The organism is Enterobacter sp. Li2LvB3, assembly GCF_056156645.1.
On the sequence record NZ_JBSICG010000006.1, the window covers coordinates 119468 to 142794 of the forward strand.

Annotated in this window: 18 protein-coding genes; all 18 read left to right on the top strand. The window is 51.8% G+C overall.

The annotated features are described in order from the left end of the window. Positions 1-11 precede the first annotated feature (11 nt). The gene (gene tssK / locus ACS603_RS07190; RefSeq protein WP_474944015.1) at positions 12-1349 is read left to right on the top strand and encodes a type VI secretion system baseplate subunit TssK; all 1338 of its coding nucleotides are present in this window, start codon (positions 12-14) and stop codon (positions 1347-1349) included. Next, positions 1346-1999, top strand: coding sequence for a type VI secretion system protein TssL, short form (tssL, locus tag ACS603_RS07195; RefSeq protein ID WP_474944016.1), 654 nt, complete (start codon positions 1346-1348; stop codon positions 1997-1999). The genes tssK and tssL overlap by 4 nt, the downstream gene beginning before the upstream one ends. 3 nt (positions 2000-2002) lie before the next feature. After that, positions 2003-3727 (top strand): OmpA family protein, encoded by a 1725-nt coding sequence (locus ACS603_RS07200; protein ID WP_474944017.1) that lies wholly within the window; start codon positions 2003-2005, stop codon positions 3725-3727. 4 nt (positions 3728-3731) lie between these two features. Next, entirely contained in the window at positions 3732-4223 is a 492-nt protein-coding gene (hcp, locus tag ACS603_RS07205) for a type VI secretion system effector Hcp (protein WP_001007319.1), read from the top strand. Positions 4224-4398: 175 nt separating this feature from the next. Beyond that, positions 4399-7032 carry a type VI secretion system ATPase TssH gene (gene tssH, locus ACS603_RS07210; protein WP_474944018.1) on the top strand — a complete coding sequence of 878 codons (2634 nt, stop codon included), beginning with the start codon at positions 4399-4401 and terminating at the stop codon, positions 7030-7032. A gap of 25 nt (positions 7033-7057) precedes the next feature. Then, entirely contained in the window at positions 7058-7699 is a 642-nt protein-coding gene (locus ACS603_RS07215) for a hypothetical protein (protein WP_474944019.1), read from the top strand. Positions 7700-7990: 291 nt separating this feature from the next. After that, a complete protein-coding gene (locus ACS603_RS07220) occupies positions 7991-10501 on the top strand; it encodes a type VI secretion system Vgr family protein (RefSeq protein WP_474944020.1) in 2511 nt (836 codons plus the stop codon). 12 nt (positions 10502-10513) lie between these two features. Beyond that, positions 10514-12760, top strand: coding sequence for an ATPase (locus ACS603_RS07225; RefSeq protein WP_474944021.1), 2247 nt, complete (start codon positions 10514-10516; stop codon positions 12758-12760). 42 nt (positions 12761-12802) lie between these two features. Beyond that, complete coding sequence (locus tag ACS603_RS07230; RefSeq protein WP_474944022.1) at positions 12803-13699, top strand: tetratricopeptide repeat protein; 897 nt, start codon at positions 12803-12805, stop codon at positions 13697-13699. A gap of 3 nt (positions 13700-13702) precedes the next feature. After that, positions 13703-14059: a hypothetical protein gene (locus ACS603_RS07235; RefSeq protein WP_446493659.1), complete on the top strand. Its 357-nt coding sequence runs from the start codon at positions 13703-13705 to the stop codon at positions 14057-14059. 12 nt (positions 14060-14071) lie between these two features. Continuing rightward, positions 14072-15028 (top strand): formylglycine-generating enzyme family protein, encoded by a 957-nt coding sequence (locus ACS603_RS07240; RefSeq protein WP_474944023.1) that lies wholly within the window; start codon positions 14072-14074, stop codon positions 15026-15028. A 9-nt stretch (positions 15029-15037) separates the two neighbouring features. Then, positions 15038-15223, top strand: coding sequence for a hypothetical protein (locus ACS603_RS07245; protein ID WP_474944024.1), 186 nt, complete (start codon positions 15038-15040; stop codon positions 15221-15223). 12 nt (positions 15224-15235) lie between these two features. Further along, on the top strand, positions 15236-16201 hold the full coding sequence (locus tag ACS603_RS07250) for a formylglycine-generating enzyme family protein (RefSeq protein ID WP_474944025.1): 966 nt from the start codon (positions 15236-15238) through the stop codon (positions 16199-16201). Positions 16202-16302: 101 nt separating this feature from the next. Continuing rightward, positions 16303-16608 carry a hypothetical protein gene (locus ACS603_RS07255; RefSeq protein ID WP_446493655.1) on the top strand — a complete coding sequence of 102 codons (306 nt, stop codon included), beginning with the start codon at positions 16303-16305 and terminating at the stop codon, positions 16606-16608. A gap of 233 nt (positions 16609-16841) precedes the next feature. Continuing rightward, positions 16842-17099: a PAAR domain-containing protein gene (locus tag ACS603_RS07260; RefSeq protein ID WP_446493654.1), complete on the top strand. Its 258-nt coding sequence runs from the start codon at positions 16842-16844 to the stop codon at positions 17097-17099. 2 nt (positions 17100-17101) lie between these two features. Continuing rightward, positions 17102-18283 carry a BAR domain-containing protein gene (locus tag ACS603_RS07265; RefSeq protein ID WP_474944026.1) on the top strand — a complete coding sequence of 394 codons (1182 nt, stop codon included), beginning with the start codon at positions 17102-17104 and terminating at the stop codon, positions 18281-18283. Next, positions 18283-21726 (top strand): ImcF-related family protein, encoded by a 3444-nt coding sequence (locus tag ACS603_RS07270; protein WP_474944027.1) that lies wholly within the window; start codon positions 18283-18285, stop codon positions 21724-21726. The genes ACS603_RS07265 and ACS603_RS07270 overlap by 1 nt, the downstream gene beginning before the upstream one ends. Next, complete coding sequence (tssA, locus tag ACS603_RS07275; RefSeq protein ID WP_474944028.1) at positions 21726-23321, top strand: type VI secretion system protein TssA; 1596 nt, start codon at positions 21726-21728, stop codon at positions 23319-23321. The genes ACS603_RS07270 and tssA overlap by 1 nt, the downstream gene beginning before the upstream one ends. Positions 23322-23327 lie beyond the last annotated feature (6 nt).

A 23327-nucleotide genomic window follows, 5' to 3' on the forward strand; every position in this document is an offset into this window, starting at 1 on the left:
GGAAATCAGGGATGAAAATTTACCGCCCACTTTGGGAGGATGGGGCCGCTCTGGCCCCGCAACAATTCCAGCAGCAGGCCCGCTGGAGTGAATACGTTGCCGAGATGGTCGCCCGGATGGGGGTTTCTCATCCCTGGGGCGTGGTTGCGGCAGAATTTGATGATGCCGCACTGGCGCTCGCGCGCCTGAATGCCATCCGTCTGGTCGTACGTTTCCAGGATGGCACGATTGTTGATACGGATCTGGCGGATAATATTCCGCCGGTCTGTGATTTGTCTGCCGCAAACGGCTCTGAGGCTGTTGAGGTGGTTGCCGCATTGCCGCTGCTGAGCGCCAGTGGTGGCAACCTCGATAACGGACAGGACAGTGAGCGCCCGCGTCGCTGGAAAGCTGAGCGTGTGGTGGTGCAGGAACTGGCCGGCCATGAAAGCGGGGAACTCGCGATCCTGCGTCATGCGCTGACCCTGCGTCTGTCCAGCCAGGAAAACACGGCATACCTGACCTGTCCGGTAGCCCGTCTGGTGCGTAATGCGCAGGGGCAGTGGAGTCGGGACCCATCCTTTATCCCGCCAATGCTGTCCGTTGCTGCCAGTCCGTGGCTTGCCACCGAACTGGGTGACCTGCTGGTCCGTCTGCAGGCCCGTCGCCGTCGCCTGATGGCCATGCGCCGTGAAAGTAATGAGCGTATGGCCGACTTTGCGGTTGCGGATGTCTCCCTGTTCTGGTTGCTCAATGCCCTGAACAGCGCCGAGCCGGTGCTAACTGAACTGCTTCAGACGCCTGAGCGTCACCCGGAACTGCTGTACCGCGAACTGACCCGTCTGGCCGGCAGCCTGCTGACTTTCTCACTTGAGCACGACGCCGGCGATATTCCTGCATACCAGCACGATGCACCGGAACGGGTATTCCCGCCGCTGCTGGCACTGCTCGATAAGCTGCTGGAAGCGAGCCTGCCGTCACGGGTGGTGAGTATACACCTGGAGCACCAGGACCAGATCTGGAAAGGTGCCCTGCACGATGCGCGCCTGCGCGAAGGGGCAGACTTCTACCTTTCCGTACGCTCCTCCATGCCGAATCATGAGCTACAGAAGAAATTCCCGCAGTTGTGTAAAGCGGGCAGCTTTGAAGATGTGTCCGATGTGGTGAATGTGGCCCTGAGCGGGATGGTTATCAAGCCGCTGACCCATGTGCCGGCCGCTATCCCGTTACGTCTTGAGAACCAGTATTTCTCGCTGGATCTGAGTAGTGAGGCGGCGCGGGCGATGCTGGAAGCGGGAAGCTGCACCTTCTATACCCCGCGCTCACTGGGGGATGTGAGTCTTGAACTCTTTGCGGTGCTACGCACATGAATACATCAGAAATGAGTCAAATTGAGCGTATTTTCTACCCCGGTTGGCTGATGGTCAGCCAACTGCGGGGCGGACAGGAGGTCCGTGACGGGGAAGAGCTCTATCGTCGGGCCTGCCGTCTGGTGCAGGAGGCAAAAGGGGCGCTCACGGAGGCCGGTTACAGCGACATCAGCCGGGATCATATGGTGTATGCCCTGTGCGCACTGCTTGATGAGAGTGTGATGAACCGGGGAACCACCGATGATGGTTACCTGACCTGGCGCCGTGATCCGTTACAGGCCCACTTCTTTGGCACCCTCAATGCCGGTGAGGAGCTGTGGGAACGGATCCGTAACCTGCTGAAAGAAACCGCCCCTGACGCTGCCGTCCTGACCTGCATGTACCGGACCCTGCAACTGGGGTTCGTGGGGCAATATCGCGCGCAGGATGATGAACGCCGGGAAGATATCGTTCGCGCGCTCGCGGAACGGGTACCGGCCTTTTTGCTTGCCCAGGACGCGCCCATTGTTGCCCGGGCCTCACGCTTGCGCAGCGGTCGTCGCTGGTACTGGCTGACCTGGGTTGTGGCCGCTGTCGCCCTGGTGGCGCTCTGGTTCTTCCTTTCGTGTTCGCTTACTGAACTGGTAAGCCAGACCGTCAGGCAGGGGTAAGCAATGCGGGATGCGTACCGAAGTCTGTTGACAGCCCTGGGTGCCGTACTGGCGCTGTGGCTCATTCTGGGATTCTGGCCATTGTCCACGGGCAGCCGTGTGGCACTCAGTCTGTTGGTTGTTCTGGTGTCCGGGATGATGTTCTGGCGTCAGCGCCAGGCTTCTCAGGCACGGGCGACAGCTGTCCGTGAGATTGTGGATGAGAACCTGCCACCGGAAGATTTTCAGGGGGCGGTGAGCCTCGTCTGTGGCGACAACACCCCGCTGTTTGTGTCCGGTTCCCGTCATCGGGAAACCCGGCAAGGCTGGTATCTGTGGGTGAAGGATGCGGAACAGCTGCCACTCCTGGCACAGCACCTGAGCCTGGTGCGCCCGGCTCTGGTGTCGCAAATCTCCGTCATGCTGGCGGTGGTACCTGAACAGCACACCTCCGGCGATGATTTTACCCAGAATCTTCGGGGTTGGCAGCGTGCTGTCGTCCAGTGCCGTGCGGCATTTGGCACTATCCCCCCGCTGTGGACCGTGACCTGGGTATCTCCCCCCGTGGCCTGTGCTGAGGCAGAGCCGGTCTGGTTTACCACGGTCAGCCAGCGAAGCGGTATTCAGGTGTATCAGCCAGGTCAGGGTAATGTGTCACTGACGGAGTGGACCCGGGAGACCTGCTCAGACGGGCGTCTTTCGCGTCTGAGTCAGGGCCTGTGGCTGGACAGCCTGCTTGCCTGGCAGAGCAGTGCGGTGAATGACCTTCTGTCGGTACGACAGGGCGAACTGCCGGTGATGAAACCCTGCGTGCAGGGTATGTGTATGGTGCCGGTGAGCGGTATTGCGGGAAATCTCTGGCAACAGCACATCACTTCCGTGACTGCGCTGCCACCGGACGTCGTCGTGAGCACTGAGCCATTGCCGCTGCCTGAACTGTTGTTGCCGGCGTTACCGCGCAGACGCGGTGTCAGCAGCAGAATGGTGTTCTGGCGTTATGCCGGATTACTGGGCGGGATTTTCCTGGCCCTGGCTATGCTGGCGTCCTGGATGAACAACCAGCGTCTCATTCGCAATGTTGGCGATCACCTTGCGTTATATCACCAGCTGACGGGTAAGCCTGTTGCCCCGAAACTGCGTGCACAGCAGCGCCTCAGAGCCGATGGTGCATTGCTGGACGACTGGCAGCGTCGCGGGGAGCCACTGCGTTATCGCCTGGGTCTGTATCAGGGGCTGCGTCTGGTTCCACCTGTTGAGGCTGCCATCAGCGACTGGGCACCTCCGCCGCCCCCTCCACCGGTCATTAAGAAAATCATTCAGGGTCCGAAAACCATTCGCCTCGACAGCATGTCGCTGTTCGATTCGGGCAAATCGGCGCTGAAAGCCGGGTCTACCAAAATGCTGGTGAACTCACTGGTTGGCGTTAAGGCGAAGCCGGGCTGGCTGATTGTGGTCGCTGGTCACACCGATAACACCGGCAATGCGCAACTGAACCAGACGCTCTCTCAGAAACGTGCCGAAGCGGTGCGCGACTGGATGCGTGACACCGGTGACGTGCCGGAAAGCTGTTTTGCGGTGCAGGGTTATGGCGCAAGTCGCCCGATCGCAACTAACGACACCCCGGAGGGCCGTGCGCTCAACCGCCGTGTCGAAATCAGTCTGGTACCGCAGGCCAGTGCCTGCCAGATACCGGGCCACACCCAGGCGTCATCGCAGGATGATGGCGCATCACAACACAATGGAGAGTAATTCCATGGCAATTCCTGTTTATCTTTGGCTGAAAGACGACGGCGGCGCGGACATTAAAGGTTCTGTGGACGTTCAGGATCGTGAAGGCAGCATCGAAGTGGTGGCGCAGGAGCATAACCTGTACATCCCGACCGACAATAACACCGGCAAGCTGACCGGTACCCGTATCCACACCCCGTTCCTGTTCACCAAGGAAATCGACTCGTCCAGCCCGTACCTGTACAAGGCTGTGACCACCGGTCAGACCCTCAAGTCTGCGGAATTCAAGTGGTACAAGATCAACGACGCGGGCCAGGAAGTTGAATACTTCAACACCAAGCTCGAAAACGTAAAAGTGGTGAAGGTGAATCCAGTGATGCATGACATCAAGGATCCTTCTTTCGAGAAACATAACCATCTCGAGCAGATCGAGCTGCGTTACGAAAAAATTACCTGGACCTACAAAGACGGCAACATTATTCATTCCGATTCCTGGAACGAACGCGCCACCGCCTAAGTCACGAGCGGGCAGAGTTTCTCTGCCCGCTTTTTTGCTTTTGCTGAACGTCTGCCTGTGCGGGCTTTCAGCAAAGAACCCACAATCTGCCAGCCGACCGTATGCGCTTTGGTCTCCTTCACGGGAAACAGTGAGGGGCGGTAGCGTGTCCAGGAACCGACAAAGAGAGAATCTCATGGAAAATCCAGCCATCCTGCTGCGACGTCTGAACCCTTACTGTGCCCGTGCGATGGAAGGGGCGGCCTCGCTCTGTCAGACCCGCGCCCATGCGGAAATTCTGCCGGAGCACTGGCTGCTGAAACTGCTGGAGCAGGGCGAAGGTGACCTGACGGTGCTCGCTCGTCGCTACGAATGGGACATGGATGCTATCTGGCAGGATTTGCTGGGCTGGCTGGATAAACAGCCGCGCTCGGTTCGCCACCGTCCGCAGCTGTCTGACAGCCTTCAGACCCTGATACAGGAAGCGTGGCTGATTGCTTCGCTTAACGGTGAAGAACACATCCGGAGCCAGCACCTGTTGATGGCCCTGGTTGAAAAACAGAACCTGATGCGCTGCGACGGGCTGTGGCCGCTGCTGACGCTGGGCCAGAGCCAGCTGGAGCGCCTGCGTCCGCTACTTGATTCACAGTCAGATGAACGCCCGGAACTGCACCAGGAAGCCGAACTGGCGCAGAACCACGGCGGTGAAGTGGAGTTTGTGGGCCGTCCGATTGGCACAGAACTGAAAGAGGGTGAGCTGAACCCGGCCCTACAGAACGCACTGGATAAATTCACGCTCGATGTCACTGCCAAAGCGAAAGAAGGCAAGATTGACCCGGTGTTCGGCCGTGACACCGAAATCCGCCAGATGGTCGACATTCTTTCCCGCCGTCGCAAGAACAACCCAATCCTGGTTGGTGAACCAGGCGTCGGGAAAACGGCGCTGGTCGAAGGCCTGGCGCTGCGCATTGCCGAAGGCAACGTGCCGGAATCCCTTAAGCCGGTTAGCCTGCGCACCCTCGACCTGGGCCTGTTGCAGGCGGGCGCAGGCGTGAAAGGGGAATTCGAACAGCGTCTGAAAAACGTGATTGATGCCGTGCAGCAGTCACCTGTTCCCATTCTACTGTTTATCGACGAAGCGCACACCATCATCGGCGCGGGTAACCAGGCGGGCGGGGCCGATGCGGCCAACCTGCTGAAACCGGCGCTGGCGCGCGGCGAACTGCGCACCATCGCCGCGACCACCTGGTCCGAATACAAGCAGTACTTCGAGCGTGATGCTGCGCTGGAGCGCCGCTTCCAGATGGTGAAAGTGGACGAGCCGGACGACGACACCGCGTGCCTGATGCTGCGTGGCCTTAAATCCCGTTACGCCGGGCACCATAACGTGCACATTACCGACGACGCAGTCAAAGCGGCGGTCACCCTGTCACGTCGCTACCTGACCGGTCGTCAGTTGCCGGACAAGGCTGTTGACCTGCTGGATACTGCCGCGGCACGCGTGCGCATGTGCCTCGACACGGTGCCGGAACAAATTGTGCGCCTGAAAGCGCAGCTGAATGCACTGGCGCTGGAAGAGCAGGCGCTGCTGGAAGACATTGCCGCCGGCAGCAACCGTCATGGTGACCGCCTGGGTGTGATTGAGCAGCAGCGGACTGAACTGGAAACGTGTATTGGGGAGCAGGAAGCACGTTTCAGCAACGAAAAGGCGCTGGCAGAGCAGCTAATGGCCAGTCGCCAGGATATCAGCCAGCAGGCTGAAATTACTGACCTGCAACGGCAACTGGAGCAGGCACACCAGGGCGATGTGCTGGTTCAGGTGGATGTGGACACACGCACGATTGCCAACGTGATTGCCGACTGGACCGGCGTGCCGCTCTCTTCCCTGATGAAAGACGAGCAGACCGAACTGCTGACCCTGGAAAACGAAATCGGCAAACGCGTGGTCGGTCAGGATATTTCCCTTGAGGCTATCGCTCAGCGCCTGCGCGCGGCGAAGACCGGACTGACGTCAGAGAACGGTCCACAGGGTGTGTTCCTGCTGGTAGGTCCGAGCGGCGTCGGTAAGACCGAAACCGCGCTGGCGCTGGCCGATGTGATGTATGGCGGTGAAAAATCGCTGATTACCATTAACCTGTCCGAATACCAGGAGCCGCACACCGTTTCCCAACTGAAAGGTTCACCTCCGGGTTACGTCGGTTATGGCCAGGGCGGTATCCTCACCGAAGCGGTGCGCAAGCGTCCGTACAGCGTGGTGCTGCTCGATGAAGTGGAAAAGGCGCACCGCGACGTGATGAACCTGTTCTACCAGGTGTTCGACCGTGGCTTTATGCGCGACGGAGAGGGGCGTGAAATCGACTTCCGTAACACCGTTATTCTGATGACCTCGAACCTCGGTAGTGACCACCTGATGCAACTGCTCGATGAACAGCCGGAGGCCACCGAAGGCGACCTGCACGAGCTGCTGCGCCCGATATTGCGCGACCACTTCCAGCCGGCGCTGCTGGCCCGCTTCCAGACCGTGATTTACCGCCCGCTGGCAGAAGCAGCCATGCGTACCATCGTGGAAATGAAGCTGTCACAGGTCAGCAAGCGTCTGAACCGTCACTACGGTTTGACCACGCACATTGATGAAAGCCTTTACGATGCGCTGACTGCAGCCTGCCTGCTGCCGGATACAGGGGCGCGCAACGTCGACAGCCTGCTCAATCAGCAAATCCTGCCGGTGTTAAGTCAGCAACTGCTGACCCATATGGCGGCGAAGCAGAAGCTGCACAGCCTGACACTGGGCTGGAGTGAGGAAGAGGGCATCGGGCTGAAGTTTGATTAACAGGTTTTTCTAAAGGGTAACAATTATGGACAGCGCAAAAGAGATTGCCAGAGATATGCTTGAAGCCATTAATATCGATGGGTCCGGGTTTATCGGCGCCGTGGCGAAAGGTGTTATTTCCTTACCCGTCAGCCTTGCCTATCTTGGCTATGACTTTATAGACACTGAACACCGCAGAGAGAATCAGGATGATAAATATCGGTTAGCAGCCCTGATTAAAAAAGTGGCCTTTAACGATGAAATTATTTATAAGGTTATTAAACCATTTATAGATGATTTTGTTTCTCATGTAGACATGGATAAAATTGAACGTTTTTCAAAAAATATATCTGGGAGTGTTATAGGAAAAGTAATGTTCTCACAGCTTACAGGTGTTAACATTGGAAGGGTTATTATATCTCAGGGGGTTGGTGCTTTTTTATCTGGTTCTGTTGCTGGTGGTGTTTTGGGAATTGGTGCTGAAGCATCAAGAGCTATTTATACATCACGATACTTACGTGAAAGAAATCCTATAATTTATGAAAAATTAAAAAGCATGGGTGACTTTGATCTTTTTTATTATCTTATTGAGGATGTTGTTAGACCTTATGAGGCGGCTTGTGAAATTGCAAGGATACATCCTGAAGAGTTTGATAATATCTGCAAATACTTCTTTGGAGGTTTATGAATATAAAAGATTTTATACTTATCATTATTTCACGGATCCTGGCCAGTATCGGGATGACACTGGGGATTATCAGTATGCTTTACACGTTCTACTGCTTCTTTTTTTCTATCAACCCTTGCCGCTTTATTCTAGGTGGGGTAGGTATAGTAGCCTTTGTTATAGGTTATGGACTTTATAAAATTGCCCTAAAATATATTTATGATGAGTGGGATCATTATAGGTGAAGTTCATTATATCTGTTGGGTTTTATTTTATTTAATATCATTCTGACCCAGGGTGGGAGTTATAGAAATGGGAAGTGTATTTAAAATGACAGAGGGTATTCTTAATCGCTATAAATTAGATATTCCTTCCTGTCCTTATCCATTGGATGTGGAACGTTTTGACGGATTAGAACAAATGAGTGGGCTCTATCATTACACCATTCGTTTTACCAGTTCACATACGGGCCTTACGGCTGAAATGATGTTAAGCAAAACCGCTACGCTGAGCATGGGGGAGGGGGAACTATTTAATTCTGCTGTCGGTAAAATTGTTCATGGTGTGGTGACAAATTTCCGACGCCTGACCGGTTCTCGCGATCAGGTTACGTATGAAATTATTCTGGAACCTTTTATCTCCTTACTGGATAAGCAGTTTCGTACTCACCGTTTTTTCGTCAACAAATCAGTGCCGGAAGTGGTAGCACAAATTCTTGGCGAGCATGGTTTAAAGGGGTGGGAATATGAATTCAAGCTTAAACAAACCTATCCAAAACGGGAACAGATAAACCAGTACCAGGAAAGTGACCTCGCGTTTATCGAACGCCTGCTGGCCGAGGTGGGGATTTTCTACTTCTTCACTTTGCATCCGGACACGCAAACTGAAGTGGTGCACTTTGCGGACAAGCAGAGCGCTTGGACGTTCGGTAAAAAGCTGCCTCTGAACAGCCCGTCAGGGGCGAATGATAATGCGGCCGACTCGGTGTGGGGTGTGCAAGTCCGGCATAACGTGGTGGAGCGTTCGGTTACGGCCAGTGACTACAACCACCGTGAAGCACAGAACGTCCTTATGTCCGTACCGGCTGACATGACCCGTGGCGACGGAGAGGGGAACACCTACGGCGATGTGTACCATTATCGCCCGCGTCACCTTGAACGTGGCGACAAAATTATACCAACGGCAGAAACTGGTAACTTCTGGGCGCGTCTGGAGCATGAACGCTTCCTGTCTACCCAGTGCACGGTGACCGGCAGCAGCACCGACCATACCCTCGGTCCGGCGCAGGTACTGACTATTACCGAAATGGCTATCCCGCCAACACTGCCCCGTGAAACGGACAACGGCGTTGTTATTATCCGCACTGGCTACTACGCCAGCCGTAGGAATGCACTGAAAGTGACATGGGCAGCGATGCCGTACTACGAGAACCGGTGCTGGCGTCCTGCCGAGAAAAATCGCCCGGTGGTCAGCGGTACTATGACGGCCCGAGTGACCAGCGCCAAGGAAAACGACATCTACGCCTGGCAGGATGCATCCGGCATGTACCGGGTAAAATTCGATGCTGACCGTGATGAGAAGCGTCAGGGTATGGAAAGTATGCCGGTACGTTTTGCCAAACCTTACGGAGGTGACAAGTACGGGTTCCACTTCCCCCTTATACAGGGTACTGAAGTCGCCATTGCGTTTCATGAGGGCGATCCGGACCGTCCGTATATTGCCCATGCACTTCATGACTCCCGCCACGTGGACCACGTCACTGAGACCAACAGCACGCGCAATGTGATCCGCACTGCCGGGCTGAACAAGCTACGAATGGAAGACAAACGCGGCGAAGAGCACGTCAAGCTCAGTACGGAGTATGGGGGCAAGTCCCAACTTAATTTAGGCCACAACGTTGATGCTGATAGGGAGTTGCGTGGCGAAGGGGCGGAGCTACGCACCGACCGACATGTCGCCATTCGTGGTGGTGCGGGGGTACTTATCAGCGCGGATAATCAACCAAAAGCTCAAGGCGAAATGCTTGATGTGAGTGCGGCAGTCGCCCAGTTACAAAGCGCATTGCAGTTGGTTACTGCGCTTGCCCAAAGCGCCGGCACATCTGGGGCCCTGGACGCCGATATGGAGTCACAGCAGCAACTGGCTCAGACGCTGAATCAACTCAAAGAGGCCGGTTTGCTGATGACTGCTCCTGCTGGCATTGCGGCCACGACCCCGCAGAATATTCAGTTGTCGGCAGGTCATTCACTTACCGCCACCGCCGGTGAAAATGTCGATATGACAATTTTCAAACGGTTGACGGTTGCCGCTGGCGAAGCGATAAGTCTGTTTGCGCAAAAGATGGGAATGAAAATATTTGCCGCAAGAGGCATGGTCGATATTCAGGCTCAGACGGATGAGATGCGTTTGCAGTCCAGTAAAGCGATGACCATAAACAGTGTGGATGGGGAGATTGTACTGAATGCGGCCAATGGGATCACCTTGACAAGCAAAGGTGGGGCTTACCTTAAAATTAAAGACGGTATGGTAGAAATTGGAGCTCCTGGCAAAATAGACCTGAAAAGCTCAAATATTCTGTGGGGAGGAAGTGCTTCACTGGAGCAGGCACTTTCTCCGCCATCAGTGAGCGATCCGGAATATCATAACTCTATGAACGGTTGTTTCAGGGTGCTGGATAAGTCCACGAAACAGCCTAAGCCTTATGTGCCTTATCGCATCGAAACTGCTGAAGGAAAAATTATCAAGGGTGTAACGAACGAAAATGGCATAACGCAATCGCATTATGGACTCGATCCAGACTCATTTAATCTGTTTTTTGAGTAAAGGGACTGAAAATTGAACGGACAAAATATGCCTGTCGCAAAAAATACACTGAGTAAGCAAGATGGCAATTCAGTGGATGTATACCACGCCTCTGCCACTGTTTATTTCCGACCGGACACTGAAGAGCTGATAATCCTTGCAGAAGAAGTTTGTGATGATTTTGATCGCCACTGGGGGGAGTTACTGACAGCAGTGAATGATGTGCATGAGGCTGGTAAAAACTACTCTTCAGCTGTTGAAAATTACGGTAATGCATTCAGTACCCCTTCCGAAAATGCTGCAGAATTTGAGCTTGAGAACAGTGCAACAACGCAGCAAAAAATTCTGGATGAGAAAAAAGCGGCTCTGCGGGAGAAACTGGGAGACTTCACTCCTGCAGGCTATGAATCCGTTGTCGAATTGATACCTGTTATCACAAAGAATAAACACGGGCGGCGCTCAGGTTCTGGCAGTAAGTATGTGTACGTAAAAAAGGGATACTACGATCAGTTGGGGGCCGGACAGAAACATACCGTTTCACTCAAGGCAAAAGACAAAGCTTCTGCTGCCGAAAGCTTTTTTGTTTATGATAAAAATGGTAACCGAAAAGGTATTGATACCAAAAAACTTAAAGAACAACTTACGAAAGCCGAACTCCCCAAACCTGATACCAGCGTTGAGTTATTCAGTCTGGATAAAGAAGATATCGGAGAAATCGATAAAACGCTGACAGACTGGGCGGATTGCTGGAATAACAGCCTGATTGTTGACGGGAAAGAAATTGATAACCACATTGACGTTTCTGCCGGTGCACAATTCATGCGCTTTTCTGCCAATGCTGGTGCCAGCGGAGAATGGGATGCCAAAGATGGAAAGTTATCGATAAAAGGAGAGGCTTCCGCTGTTCTTGTTATTGCACAAGGTTCCGCCAGTGCAACCTATTACCTTCCTGACCGCGTGGGCTGGCCGCTGGCGTACACACCTGAAGGTGCTGATATTCTGAATATGGGAATGCTTCGCCTTTATTTAGAATCCGAACTTATTGGTTTTGTCGGTGCTTCAGCGCAGATAGAAAGTCAGTTACAGGTCACCACCATCGGTGCAAAGCAAATTCTGATGGGAAAACGGGATCCAGAAAATACACTTCCCCGTTTTAATGAGCGTCGTGTTTCCGGGAGGACATTCCACAAGGCGATGGAGGAAGGTGATGGGGGGGTAACCAGTAGCGCTGAACTGTTTGGGGGGGCGAAAGTAGAAGCGAGTCTGAAGGGCGGCGTTCAGTGGTTACAGCCTGTTGCCGCAACAGCGTACCAGGGAAAAACGGGAGAGGAAGCAAAAGCTGCCGCTGAATACGTTGATTTTTGTACCATAGGCTCCAGCATTACCGGTATGGCTGGCCTGGGGGGAGGGGCAACCTTTTATTGTACATTCCTGAACGGTAAGTTTTGCTTTAAAATCGCCGCCAGCCTGTGTTGTGGTCTCGGGGCCAGAGGGGCGTTTTTGTGCGAGGTGGGTTACGAAAAGCTGGCCGATTTCGGTGCCTGGCTGGCCTATCAGCTATATGGGCTGGATTATCATTTCTTTGAAATGATTGATGAATATGCATTTAACGCGTATAACAAAATATGTGTCATGCTTCTCTCAGATATGAAAGAAAAGGTTATTCAAGCGCTTGATAAAGCTGGTACAGCGGTCACCACTATTAGCGGTATATTTGATACATTCCAGAAAGACACGACGGATGGAATCAATGCATCTTCAAAGCGAAACCAACTTGCAAAAGAATTAAACACCAGACCTGAAAAACTATTGAATTTCACACCCGAAGCGAAGGGGAACCTATTGTATTTGCTTACCCGCCACGATTTCTGGGATCACATGGATCTTGACAATCGCGGTGATGGTATCATTCCAGATATTTATCACGACCGCAAGAAAGCCATTATCAATATATTATCCAGTGTCCAGACAAGACGTGAATGGATAAAAGTGATGACCCACAGTTCGAAGGATGGAATGGATCTGGCGTTGTCGCATCCGATGAGCGAGGACGCACTGGTAGTCTGGCAGGAATCTGAGCTTCGGACATTTTTACAGGAAGGCATGAACCGTGATGATGATCTGGACATCATTAAGTCCCGTGTTCGTGATCAGGTCGCGTGGGGCTATGCTCTGGCAATGAACAATACCTACAATTATAAACTGGCGCAGGGCACTAACCCGTTATATCCCCGGATGGGAGAGTTTGGTCCATTATCTAATAATCAATCACTTACCTGATTAATTATATATAAAAGATAATTATATCTCTTGGAGTAAAAAATGAAAATCAATGCAAAAAAAACATTAACTATTGTGTTAGCCTTATTCATGCTTGTGTTTTTTTTCGGCTGGAAACAGTCCAATAAAGAAAATGGTTATATCCAGCGCATCATCACTCAAGCCGAGAAAGGAAATGCTAAATCACAACTATTATTGGGTAAAATATATTTATCAGGTGAAATTGTTAGTCCGGATTACAAGAAGGCTGAGTATTGGCTGATAAAATCTGCTGACCAAGGAAATAATGAAGCAATTAATCAATTGGGAATTCTTGCTTACGTAATGGCAAATAGAGCCTCTCACTCACCTAATGATATTGCATCCTTAAATGAAAAGATAGAAAGTTATAGAAAACCGTTATCAGTTATGGATTCATTACAAGAGAGATTAAAAGGAGGTGACATGAACACTCTTTATTTCATAGGGTCAATGTATTATTCCGGGCAAGGAGCGAAAAGGAATTACACTCTCGCCAGAGAATATTTTGAACGGTCATCTTCTGCTCAAGTGAATTCTTCGCTTATGGCCGAAATTGATTTGGGAGATATTTATCGGGATGGTCATGGTGTTGCTGTTGATAAAGTAATTGCTGCAAAGTGGTATCAAAAAGCGTGTGGCAATAATGCAGGTACTCCATCTACACCTTGCCTTCGTTTAGGCGAATTGATATTTGAAGGAGAGGGAGGGGTAAATAAAAATTATCAGATGGCGGAAAAATTACTTAATGTTCCCCTTCAAAAATTGAAAATGGTTGATGGAGATGCAATAAAACATCAAAAAATGCTACTAACTATATATAAAAATGGTGGGTATGGCATTGATAAAGATGAAATGAAAGCTAAAGCCGTCATAAAAAACATTTGTTTTCTGAAGAGAGAAAATAATTGTATGAATTAATGCATGCTCAAAACATTTCAACACGTATATATCCTGTCCAGCATTCAGACAAAAAGTGAATGGATCAAAGTGATGACGCACTGCTCTAGTGATGGAGAAGACTTGATATTGTCACCCCCTATGAGTGAAGAAGCCATATTAACATGCAAGGAATCTGAGCTTCAGACATTTTTACAGGAAGGCCTGAACCGTGATGATGATCTGGACATCATTAAGTTCCGCATTCTTGATCAGGTCGCGTGGGGCTATGCTCTGGCAATGAACAATACCTACGATTATAAACTGGCGCAGGGCATTAACCCGTTATATCCCCTGATGGGTGAATTTGGTCCACTCTCTGATAATCAGGCTCTTGTCTGAGGAATGATATCTATGAATAAGTTACTTATCATAATAATTTCTGTGTTGTTGTTAACTGCTTGTGATAAACCGGAATCATCGAAAGATGATAAAAGTGTTAGCCAGTCAGAATTAAATGATTTTATTAAAAATATAGAATCAAACCTGGTTTATGTAGACGGCGGTGATTTTCAAATGGGGGACTTTGGTGAGCAAATAGATCCTGATTCTGATAGCAAGCCTTTGCACTCAATTGAATTGAGTAGATTTTTAATAAGTAAGTTTAAAATCACAAATAAAGAGTATGATTTTTATCTAACCAGTAATAACTTAAAGAGACGGGCGGTCAAAAAAAGTTTACAAAAATGGTACGATGACTTAAATGTAACACCAAATACGCCCGCACATATAGATTGGTATGAAGCGGAAAGTTATTGCAATTGGTTAGGTGAAATTACCAAAAAACCATTTTCCTTACCTACCGAAGCTCAATGGGAATATGCTGCAAGAAGCCGTGGGAAATTTATTAGTGTAGCGACAAATACAGGAAAAGCGGAGATTGAACATGGTATCGGAGGAAAGGGTAAAGGTATAAATATAGCTACTGGTTTTGACAGGGAATCGTACTCAAAGAAAGTAAAAACTATTCTTCGCTCCGCGTCAAATTTGCCAGGTGATAATTTCCCTCCGAACCCGCTAGGAGTATATGATATGTCTGCGAATGGTTATGAATGGGTCAAAGACTGGTACGATCCAGATTATTACAAAAATTCCCCATCAAAGAATCCCCAAGGGCCTACTCATCCGACCTATAAATATAAAGACGATGGGTACCAAAAAGTTGTTCGCTCCTCTGATCGCTATAACGGAATTGTCGGTTCTGTTGTGGACAGATCTTTCAGACATCCAAGAATTACAGAAGATGATTACTTTCTGGGGGATATGACTGCAAGGTGTGTTGTTAATGCTCCGATTATCGTCAATAACTAAGGTCTTTTTTTGGAAGGACTCAACCGTGATGATGATCTGGACATCATTAAGTCCCGCATTCGTGATCAGGTCGCGTTGGGCTATGCTCTTGCAATGAACAATACCTACGATTATAAACTGGTGCAGGGCACTAACCCGTTATATCCCCGGATGGGAGAATTTGCTCCACTGTCTGATAATCAGGCTCTGGCCTGAGGAATGATACCTATGAATAAGTTACTTATCATAATAATGACTGTGTTGTTGTTAACTGCTTGTGATAAACCGGAATCATCGAAAGATGATAAAAAGGTTAGTCAGACAGAATTAAATGTTTTTATTAGAAATATAAAAGCAAACCTGGTTTATGTCGAAGGCGGTGATTTTGAAATGGGTGACTTTGGCGAGAAGTTATATGGTGCTCAGATTGATCCTTATCCGGACAGCAAACCCCTGCATATGGTGGAACTGACCAGTTACTCGATGAGCAAGTTCAAAATCAGCAACCGGGATTATCATCTTTTTCTGGATTACCATCACCGGCCTGTAAGAGACGTTCGCGATTCACTAAAGGATAAATGGGCAGAATATAACAGCACCCCCGATACGCCCGCCAGAATTGACTGGTATGAGGCGGCGGATTATTGTGCCTGGCTTGGGAAAATGACGGGCCTTCCATTCTCCTTGCCAACCGAAGCGCAGTGGGAGTACGCCGCCAGAAGTCGCGGACAATTTATAGTTTTACCTACCAATACAGGTAAAGCTGAAATTGAATTTCACGGCGGAGGAAAAGAACGTGGTATTAACATAAGTACCAGTTATGATCGAAAATTGTTTGCGAGAAAAAATGGTACGCATCTAGAAGAATTATCAAGTGTGCCAGGAGATATTTATCCCCCTAACTCTATAGGGATCTATGACATGGCCGGAAACGGTTTCGAATGGGTCAACGACTGGTATGATCCTGATTATTATAATAACTCACCTTACAAAGACCCTCAGGGACCTGAAAAACCTGAATTCAAACATGATGGAAAGGGGTATCAGAAAGTAATGAGATCTTTAAACAGCTATAACGGAATAACGGGTTCTACAGTAGGACGAACCTTTCGTTCTCCTCGTGTACCGAAAGACAGTATCCCATCCAGTCAAACGGCACGTTGTGTGGTAAATTCTGCGGAGATAAATAAATAATTTTCGTTTTATTTTTTAACACATTTGATGGTGGTTGTTTTTTATTAATATGTTATCAATAATTGTTTTGGATATTTAAATTAGTTATGACAGGATGTCATATGAATTGTGAACGACCGATTCCTCTCTCGCAATTAAAATCTCGGCTTATGGAATTGAATCAGGATAGCGACATTCCGTTTTCTGTAATTGAGCAAGGAGATAAACTAATTGCTTCATGGAAGATTGTGGATGCGAAATGGATCGAGTTATTCGGAGTTGGTGGCCTGAAGAAGCAATACGAACTGACACTGCTCTTTAATGAAGCAAAGAATCGAGTGAGTTACAGAGAAAAATCAATCGATATTGAAACTGAGCTAAGCACAGAGAGAGTGGGTTTTAAAAAAAGTTCAATGGGGTGGTCGTAAAGAATTTAATTTTGGAAAATCCTGGAGGATAAAAACGGATGGCACTATTGGAGAGCAGTATTATTATAAGTTTAGTACGTCAGATATAAAGAACCCTGTATTTGGTATTATCAATAACTCAGGTTGGGAGCTTGAAAATATGGTGGATAAATATGGTTCCCCTTTTCTTTTACTTATCTTTATAGCGATGGTGTTACTTGTGGCTATGTGTTATCTGGATTAAAGGAATGATTATGCAGGGTGTAATTCGCATTAATGATAAAACGACCCACGGCGGCACTGTAATTGAAGGAAGCTCCGGTGTGATATTTATGGGGTTAGAGGTCGCTTGTCTGATGGATAAAGTAACCTGCCCTGAGCATGGTCAAACATTTATTGCAGAGGGTGATGAAGGTTCAAAAATTAATGGCAAACCAATTGCACTGCATGGCCACCACTGTGGTTGCGGCTGCACATTGATTTCTTCATTACCTCATGCCGGAAAACGCTAATCATGCCAGTTGATCTCAAACAGATCCCTAAGGCAGAGCCATTACCTGTTCCACCTGACAGATCTCGTTGGTTTCTCGTGATTGCTCTGATTGTGATTGTGGGAGCAGTGCTGGTACTTTCGCTTTGGCCAAAGGGATTGACCACACATTCCACTTGGTTCTGGTTCTGTACGCTTCTCATACCGTTCTCTGCGGGGCTGGCTGCCTATATTGCCAGGTTACGGCACTATGAGAACGAACGCGATCGCGTAATGTGGTGGAACCATTTACATCAAACGCAGCATGACGAACAGGTTTCACTGGGTCGACAAGCCCTTGGCGTACTCGGGATAAGTTACACCACACCCGTTGCCAGCAACAAACTCGCTGCTGCGCTTTTACAGGGAGCGAATGCGCTTCAGTCGCACTATTCTCAAGCCCTTCAGTCTGTAGTGACTTCGGCTTCGCTCTCTCCGGTATTAATAAGCTCTAATGAAGTAGAACATCAGTCACGGCTCGAAGCTGTTTTAGGTAGTGTCATCAGGCAGTTACACACCGAACTTACACAATTTACCGGGAAGCTCGTCGTTCGCCTTAATCATGATGGTGTGCTGAATGATGAGCAGATTATCACTGCCTGGCGAAGCATTATTCCTGATTCATATGCTGTTAGTGAGATTAACGTCAGTACTGAAAGTGATGGATTAATGTGGATTGATGAATGGCTCGACAGGCAGGATGACACGCTGTTCCTTTCCATTGAGGTTAATTTATTTCTGCTGGCCCGCGACCGACAGGCTGAATCTGTATCCGCCCTGTTATTGGCTTCTCCCGCTTGGCTGGAACGACAACATATCAAGCCGAAAATGTGGATACATCGTCCGGTTGTTGTAAAGGATGCTAGTGATGCAGTTGCGGATGTGGCGAATTGGGGGGAAGTAACCACAGAATTACCCTGGTATTTGTGGCGTGCGCAGGTGAAAAGCGATGCGCTGGCAGCCGTTCTTCAGGTGATGGATAAGTCAGGGTATTTACCTGCAAAAAAAGGAGAGCAGATTCTGGATGATGCTTTTGGCAGGCCAGCGGCTGCAGTGGGCAATATCACTCTGATTTGTGCTTGTGAAAGTGCCGTTAGTTCGGGATTGACTCAGTGGCTGCTCGTTGGTGCTCGAACAACTCAGATGACAGTTGTTCGTCCTGCATAATGCTTTCAAAGGATAGTGATGTGAAAAAGAAAAAACGTCTCAGTGCCTGGTTACTCGTCCTGCTGATTGCGGCTGTAGCTGGCGGGCTTATCTGGACTGAGAATCCCCTTGTTCATCTGCGTACTTCCGAGAAAAAGCTGGCGGTTTCGTTGGCAGTTGCCGGTCTATGTTTATTCATTTTGCTCTGTGATGATTTATTTGTCCGCTTGTGGCAATGGTTTATATCTCTGAGCTTTATTCAGCAGTTGCGAGAATTAGCGGGGAAAAATCATCGACAGGAAAATACATCGCGTGCTGACCTGGACAAATGTAGCGAAACGGTCAAAATCATCCGCCTCGCCATGCGTAACCTCTACGGTCGGCGCTGGGGACGTAAAACGCGCATCCTGCTGATAACCGGTACTGCCTCTGAAGTAGAGCAACTGACTCCGGGTCTTACAGCTCAGCTATGGCAGGAAGACCGGGGCACGCTGTTGCTGTGGGGCGGAGACCTCAACACGCCAGCCGACAGTGCCTGGTTGACCGCGCTGCGTAAGCTGCGCCGCCGTCCGGTGGATGGTCTGGTGTGGGTGACTTCAGCCTTTGACCAACTCTCAGCGCCAGGGCTGGAGCAGCCGCTGCCGGTTCCGTCTGAAAGCACCATGGATTCCCTGTCTCATGCCATCAGCGCGCGTATGGATACACTTGGCTGGCAGCTCCCGCTGTATGTCTGGTCCCTGCACCCGCGCGCCGGTAAGCCGGAAGGGCGCATTACTCAGGCGACCGGTTGTCTGCTGTCTGCCGGTTGTCGTACCGAAGGACTGGCAGAGCAACTCTCCGCCCTGACGCCAAATCTGACCTCACAGGGCCTGCAGCAGACCTGCGGTGAGGTGAAACATAACTTCCTGCTGACGCTGGCTGACCAGCTCATTCGTGAGCCGGAAAGCGTGACCGCGCCGCTGGCGGTGATGCTTAATCCGTACCGCCCGCTGCCGCTGGCTGGTGTGGTGTTCAGTCAGCCCTCTGCCGGTGCCGAACGTGCCGTAACGCACCACTGGGGCATGGATAAACGCTGGGATGTTTTGCCTGAGTCTGTCCGCACGCTTCCTGCCGGACTACGTCCGCGCAAACCGGGCATTCCATGGCGCAAACAGTTTGCGTCGGTTGTGGCCCTGGGGATGGTGGGCTGGGCTGCATGGATGAGCATCGCGTATGTCACCAACCGCAGCCAGATTGATGGGGCTAATGCCCAGGCCGCACTTGCCGCCCGACAGAATCAACCGCTGGAACAGCGCCTGCACGCGCTGTCTGAACTCCAGAAAACCCTTGCCCGTCTGAAGTACCGCGCTGAGCACGGTGTGCCCTGGTATGAGCAGGCCGGGCTGAGCCAGAACAATGCGTTGCTGGCGGCACTCTGGCCGCGCTATCAGGACAGCGCCCAGCCTCTGCTGCGCGATGCGGCAGCGGACCATCTGCAGACTCAGCTCAGTGCCTTCAATGCGTTGCCGCCGGGCAGCCCGCTGCGTGAGCAGATGGCAAAAACTACTTATGACCAGCTCAAACTCTACCTGATGCTGGCCCGTCCGGAACACATGGACGCGGCCTGGTTCAGTTCTGCGCTGCTGCACGACTGGCCGAAGCGTGATGGCGTGAAAGACGGTGTCTGGCAGGGCGTGGCTCCGTCTCTGCTGTCGTTCTATGGCGCGCAACTGGTTGCGCATCCTGAGTGGAAACACCGTGTCGATGAGAACATGGTCAGTCAGGCGCGCTCCCTGCTGGTCCGCCTGATGGGCGTGCGTAACAGTGAATCGACGCAGTACCAGAAGATGCTCTCGCAGGTGGCGCACCTGTATGTCGACATGCGCCTTGAAGATATGACAGGCGACACCGATGCATCCCGCCTGTTTAGCACCACCGAAATTGTGCCAGGTATGTTTACCCGTCAGGCCTGGGAGCAGGCCGTGCAGCCCGCTATCGATAAGGTGGTGAAAGCACGCCGGGACGAGCTCGACTGGGTGCTGACCGACAGCAAGCGTCAGGTAAATAAACAGGATGAGACCTCGCCGGAGGCGCTGAAAAAGCGCCTTACGGAGCGTTACTTTGCTGACTTTGGCGGCGCCTGGCTGGCATTTCTCAACAGCATGCGCTGGAACCAGGCCGCCACACTGTCGGATTCCATTGACCAGTTGACCCTGATGGCCGATGTGCGTCAGTCACCTCTGGTAGCGCTAATGAACACCCTGAACGTGCAGGGGCGCACCGGGCAGACTGGCGAGGCGATTTCAGACTCCCTGGTGAAATCAGCCAAAAAACTGCTCGGTGATGACAACAAGGATGCCATTGACCAGAGTGCCGGCGTTCACGGTCCGCTGGATGCAACCTTTGGTCCGGTTCTGGCACTGATGGACAAGAATCGTACCGGTGCGCAGGAGCAAAGTCTGCAGTCATACCTTACCCGTGTAACGCAGGTGCGCCTGCGTCTGCAGCAGGTGACTAATGCTGCCGACCCGCAGGCGATGACCCAGACCATTGCCCAGACCGTATTCCAGGGCAAAGCGGTTGACCTGACGGAAACCCGCGACTACGGCAGCCTGATTGCCGCCGGTCTGGGGCAGGAGTGGAGCGGCTTTGGCCGTACGGTCTTTGTGAACCCGATGGAACAGGCCTGGCAGCAGGTACTGACCCCGGCGGCCGACAGCCTCAATGCTCAGTGGCAGCAGGCGGTGGTTGCCGAGTGGAACAGTGCCTTTGGAGGCCGTTATCCGTTTAGCAATTCCAGCAGCGATGCTTCTCTGCCATTGCTGGCCAAATACCTCAATGCTGATTCAGGGCGTATCACTCAGTTCCTGCAGACCCGTCTCAAAGGCGTGCTGCACAAAGAGGGCAACCACTGGGTACCGGACAGCATCAACTCGCAGGGCCTCGCCTTTAACCCGGCATTCCTCAACGCCATCAACACCCTGAGTCATATATCGGATGTGGCCTTCACCGAAGGCAATGCCGGGATGAACTTCGAACTGCGCCCGGGCACCGCCGATGGGGTTATGCAGACCGACATGATTATCGACAGTCAGAAGCTGACCTATGTGAACCAGATGCCGGCATGGAAACGGTTCACCTGGCCTGCTGATACTGAAGCCCCGGGGGCCAACCTGAGCTGGATTAGCACGCAGGCGGGTACGCGCCAGTACGCCGATATTCCCGGTGCCTGGGGCTGGATCCGGCTGCTCGATAAGGCCGCCGTCAGTGCCTACCCAGGCGTGGGAAGCAGCTACAGCCTGAGCTGGAAGGCGCAGGATGGCCGCACACTTAATTACACCCTGCGTACCGAATCTGGCGAGGGTCCTCTGGCGCTGCTGAAATTGCGTAATTTACGTCTGCCGGAAACCATCTTCAGCACCACCGGTATCTCACCGTCGGACCAGGTCGCCAGTGCGAACAGTGATGCAGAGGAGGTCTACTGATGAGCACGCTCAATGCCTTACTCAGTGCCTGCCAGACAGAACAGGAACCATTACTTGTAGCAACCCGTGAGCGTGTGGCGCAGTGGGACAGCTGGCTCCAGCCGCTGTCCGGGCAATCGCCCGCTGGCGAAGACCCAGGCTATGACGATGACTTCCAGCAGATGCGCGAGGAAGTCAACAAACTTTCCGGTGCGGATTCTGAACTCATCTGCCGGCTGGCAGAGAAGCTGCTGACCACGACCGCCAAAGATATCCGTGCGGCGACCTACTACTGCTGGGCGAAGCTGCACGGCGAAGGTGAGCAGGGGCTGGCCGAAGGACTCGAGTTGTTGGCCGGTCTGCTGGAGCGCTTTGGCACACAGCTGCATCCGCAGCGTGACCGCAGCCGTAAGGCTGCACTGGAATGGCTGGCAGGATCGCGTATGACTGACTCGCTTTCTCTGTACCCGGAAGTGGTCAGGATCGATGCGATGCGAACCACTGGTGCGCTGCTGCTGATATCACAGCTTATTGAGAATGAGCCGGATGAAACCCGTCCCGAACTCAATGCGCTGTACAGTGCGCTGGAAAGTCGTCTGCAGAAAGCGGGAGGTGTGGATGCGGTGGTACCGCAGAACGCCAGTTCAGGTGAAACACCTCTTCCGGCGAGTCACAGCGATGCGCCGTTAATCGGGCGAATTACTTCGGGTCAGGATTTGCTGGCTCAGGCCCGCACCCTCACCGAATACCTGCGCGAGCAGCCAGATGGTTGGCTGTCAGCACACCATCTGATGAAGAGCCTGCGTCACGACACCCTGCGGGCCATCCCGGCCCCGGATGCTCAGGGGCGTACACGCATCGAGCCGCCAAGGGCGGATCAACGCGCGTTACTCAAACGTCTCTACCTGCAGCAGAACTGGGCTGAAATGCTGGAGACGGCGGATAGCACCTTTTCCCGTGGTGCCAATCATCTGTGGCTGGATTTGCAATGGTATATCCATCAGGCGCTGACAAAGTCCGGACAGATCACGTTAGCCGATATTATTGCCGCTGACCTGAAAGGACTACTAACCCGTCTTTCTGGGCTCGAGACGCTGGCGTTCAGCGACGGTACGCCGTTTGCGGATGAAGTGACGCTGAACTGGATCCAGCAGAGCGTGCTGGTTAGTACAGGCGAGTGGGGCAATGACACGTCTTCTGCACAGTTGTCCGATGGCAACGATGACATTTTGGCGCTGGAGCCTGAAGCCGTGGCACTGGCCGACAGTGAGGGTCCAGATGCGGCGCTGGGCTGGTTACAGACCCGGCCGGGTATGACCACCGATCGTCAGAAGTGGCTGTTGCGTCTGTTGATGGGGCGCATTGCTGAGCAGTACGGTAAAAATGAACTGGCCGTGCACCTGTTTGCTGAACTGGGTGAGCGTGCCGATACGGTGACGCTTACAGACTGGGAGCCGGAACTCTTGTTTGAAGTCCATGCTCGCCACCTCAAACTCCTCAGATTGAAAGCCGGTCGTAGTGAGGCCGATAAAGCCCGCCTGACGCCAGTAATGGACCAGTTACTGGCTGGATTGATTGCCGTTGACCCCGCCCGTGCCGCCGTACTCTGCGGTTAGAGCCAC

Bases quoted from the DNA above. Each gene is read 5' to 3' on its own strand.
- tssK (WP_474944015.1), top strand. From the start codon at position 12: ATGAAAATTTACCGCCCACTTTGGGAGGATGGGGCCGCTCTGGCCCCG.
- tssL (WP_474944016.1), top strand. From the start codon at position 1,346: ATGAATACATCAGAAATGAGTCAAATTGAGCGTATTTTCTACCCCGGT.
- ACS603_RS07200 (WP_474944017.1), top strand. From the start codon at position 2,003: ATGCGGGATGCGTACCGAAGTCTGTTGACAGCCCTGGGTGCCGTACTG.
- hcp (WP_001007319.1), top strand. From the start codon at position 3,732: ATGGCAATTCCTGTTTATCTTTGGCTGAAAGACGACGGCGGCGCGGAC.
- tssH (WP_474944018.1), top strand. From the start codon at position 4,399: ATGGAAAATCCAGCCATCCTGCTGCGACGTCTGAACCCTTACTGTGCC.
- ACS603_RS07215 (WP_474944019.1), top strand. From the start codon at position 7,058: ATGGACAGCGCAAAAGAGATTGCCAGAGATATGCTTGAAGCCATTAAT.
- ACS603_RS07220 (WP_474944020.1), top strand. From the start codon at position 7,991: ATGGGAAGTGTATTTAAAATGACAGAGGGTATTCTTAATCGCTATAAA.
- ACS603_RS07230 (WP_474944022.1), top strand. From the start codon at position 12,803: ATGAAAATCAATGCAAAAAAAACATTAACTATTGTGTTAGCCTTATTC.
- ACS603_RS07235 (WP_446493659.1), top strand. From the start codon at position 13,703: ATGCTCAAAACATTTCAACACGTATATATCCTGTCCAGCATTCAGACA.
- ACS603_RS07240 (WP_474944023.1), top strand. From the start codon at position 14,072: ATGAATAAGTTACTTATCATAATAATTTCTGTGTTGTTGTTAACTGCT.
- ACS603_RS07250 (WP_474944025.1), top strand. From the start codon at position 15,236: ATGAATAAGTTACTTATCATAATAATGACTGTGTTGTTGTTAACTGCT.
- ACS603_RS07255 (WP_446493655.1), top strand. From the start codon at position 16,303: ATGAATTGTGAACGACCGATTCCTCTCTCGCAATTAAAATCTCGGCTT.
- ACS603_RS07260 (WP_446493654.1), top strand. From the start codon at position 16,842: ATGCAGGGTGTAATTCGCATTAATGATAAAACGACCCACGGCGGCACT.
- ACS603_RS07265 (WP_474944026.1), top strand. From the start codon at position 17,102: ATGCCAGTTGATCTCAAACAGATCCCTAAGGCAGAGCCATTACCTGTT.
- ACS603_RS07270 (WP_474944027.1), top strand. From the start codon at position 18,283: ATGCTTTCAAAGGATAGTGATGTGAAAAAGAAAAAACGTCTCAGTGCC.
- tssA (WP_474944028.1), top strand. From the start codon at position 21,726: ATGAGCACGCTCAATGCCTTACTCAGTGCCTGCCAGACAGAACAGGAA.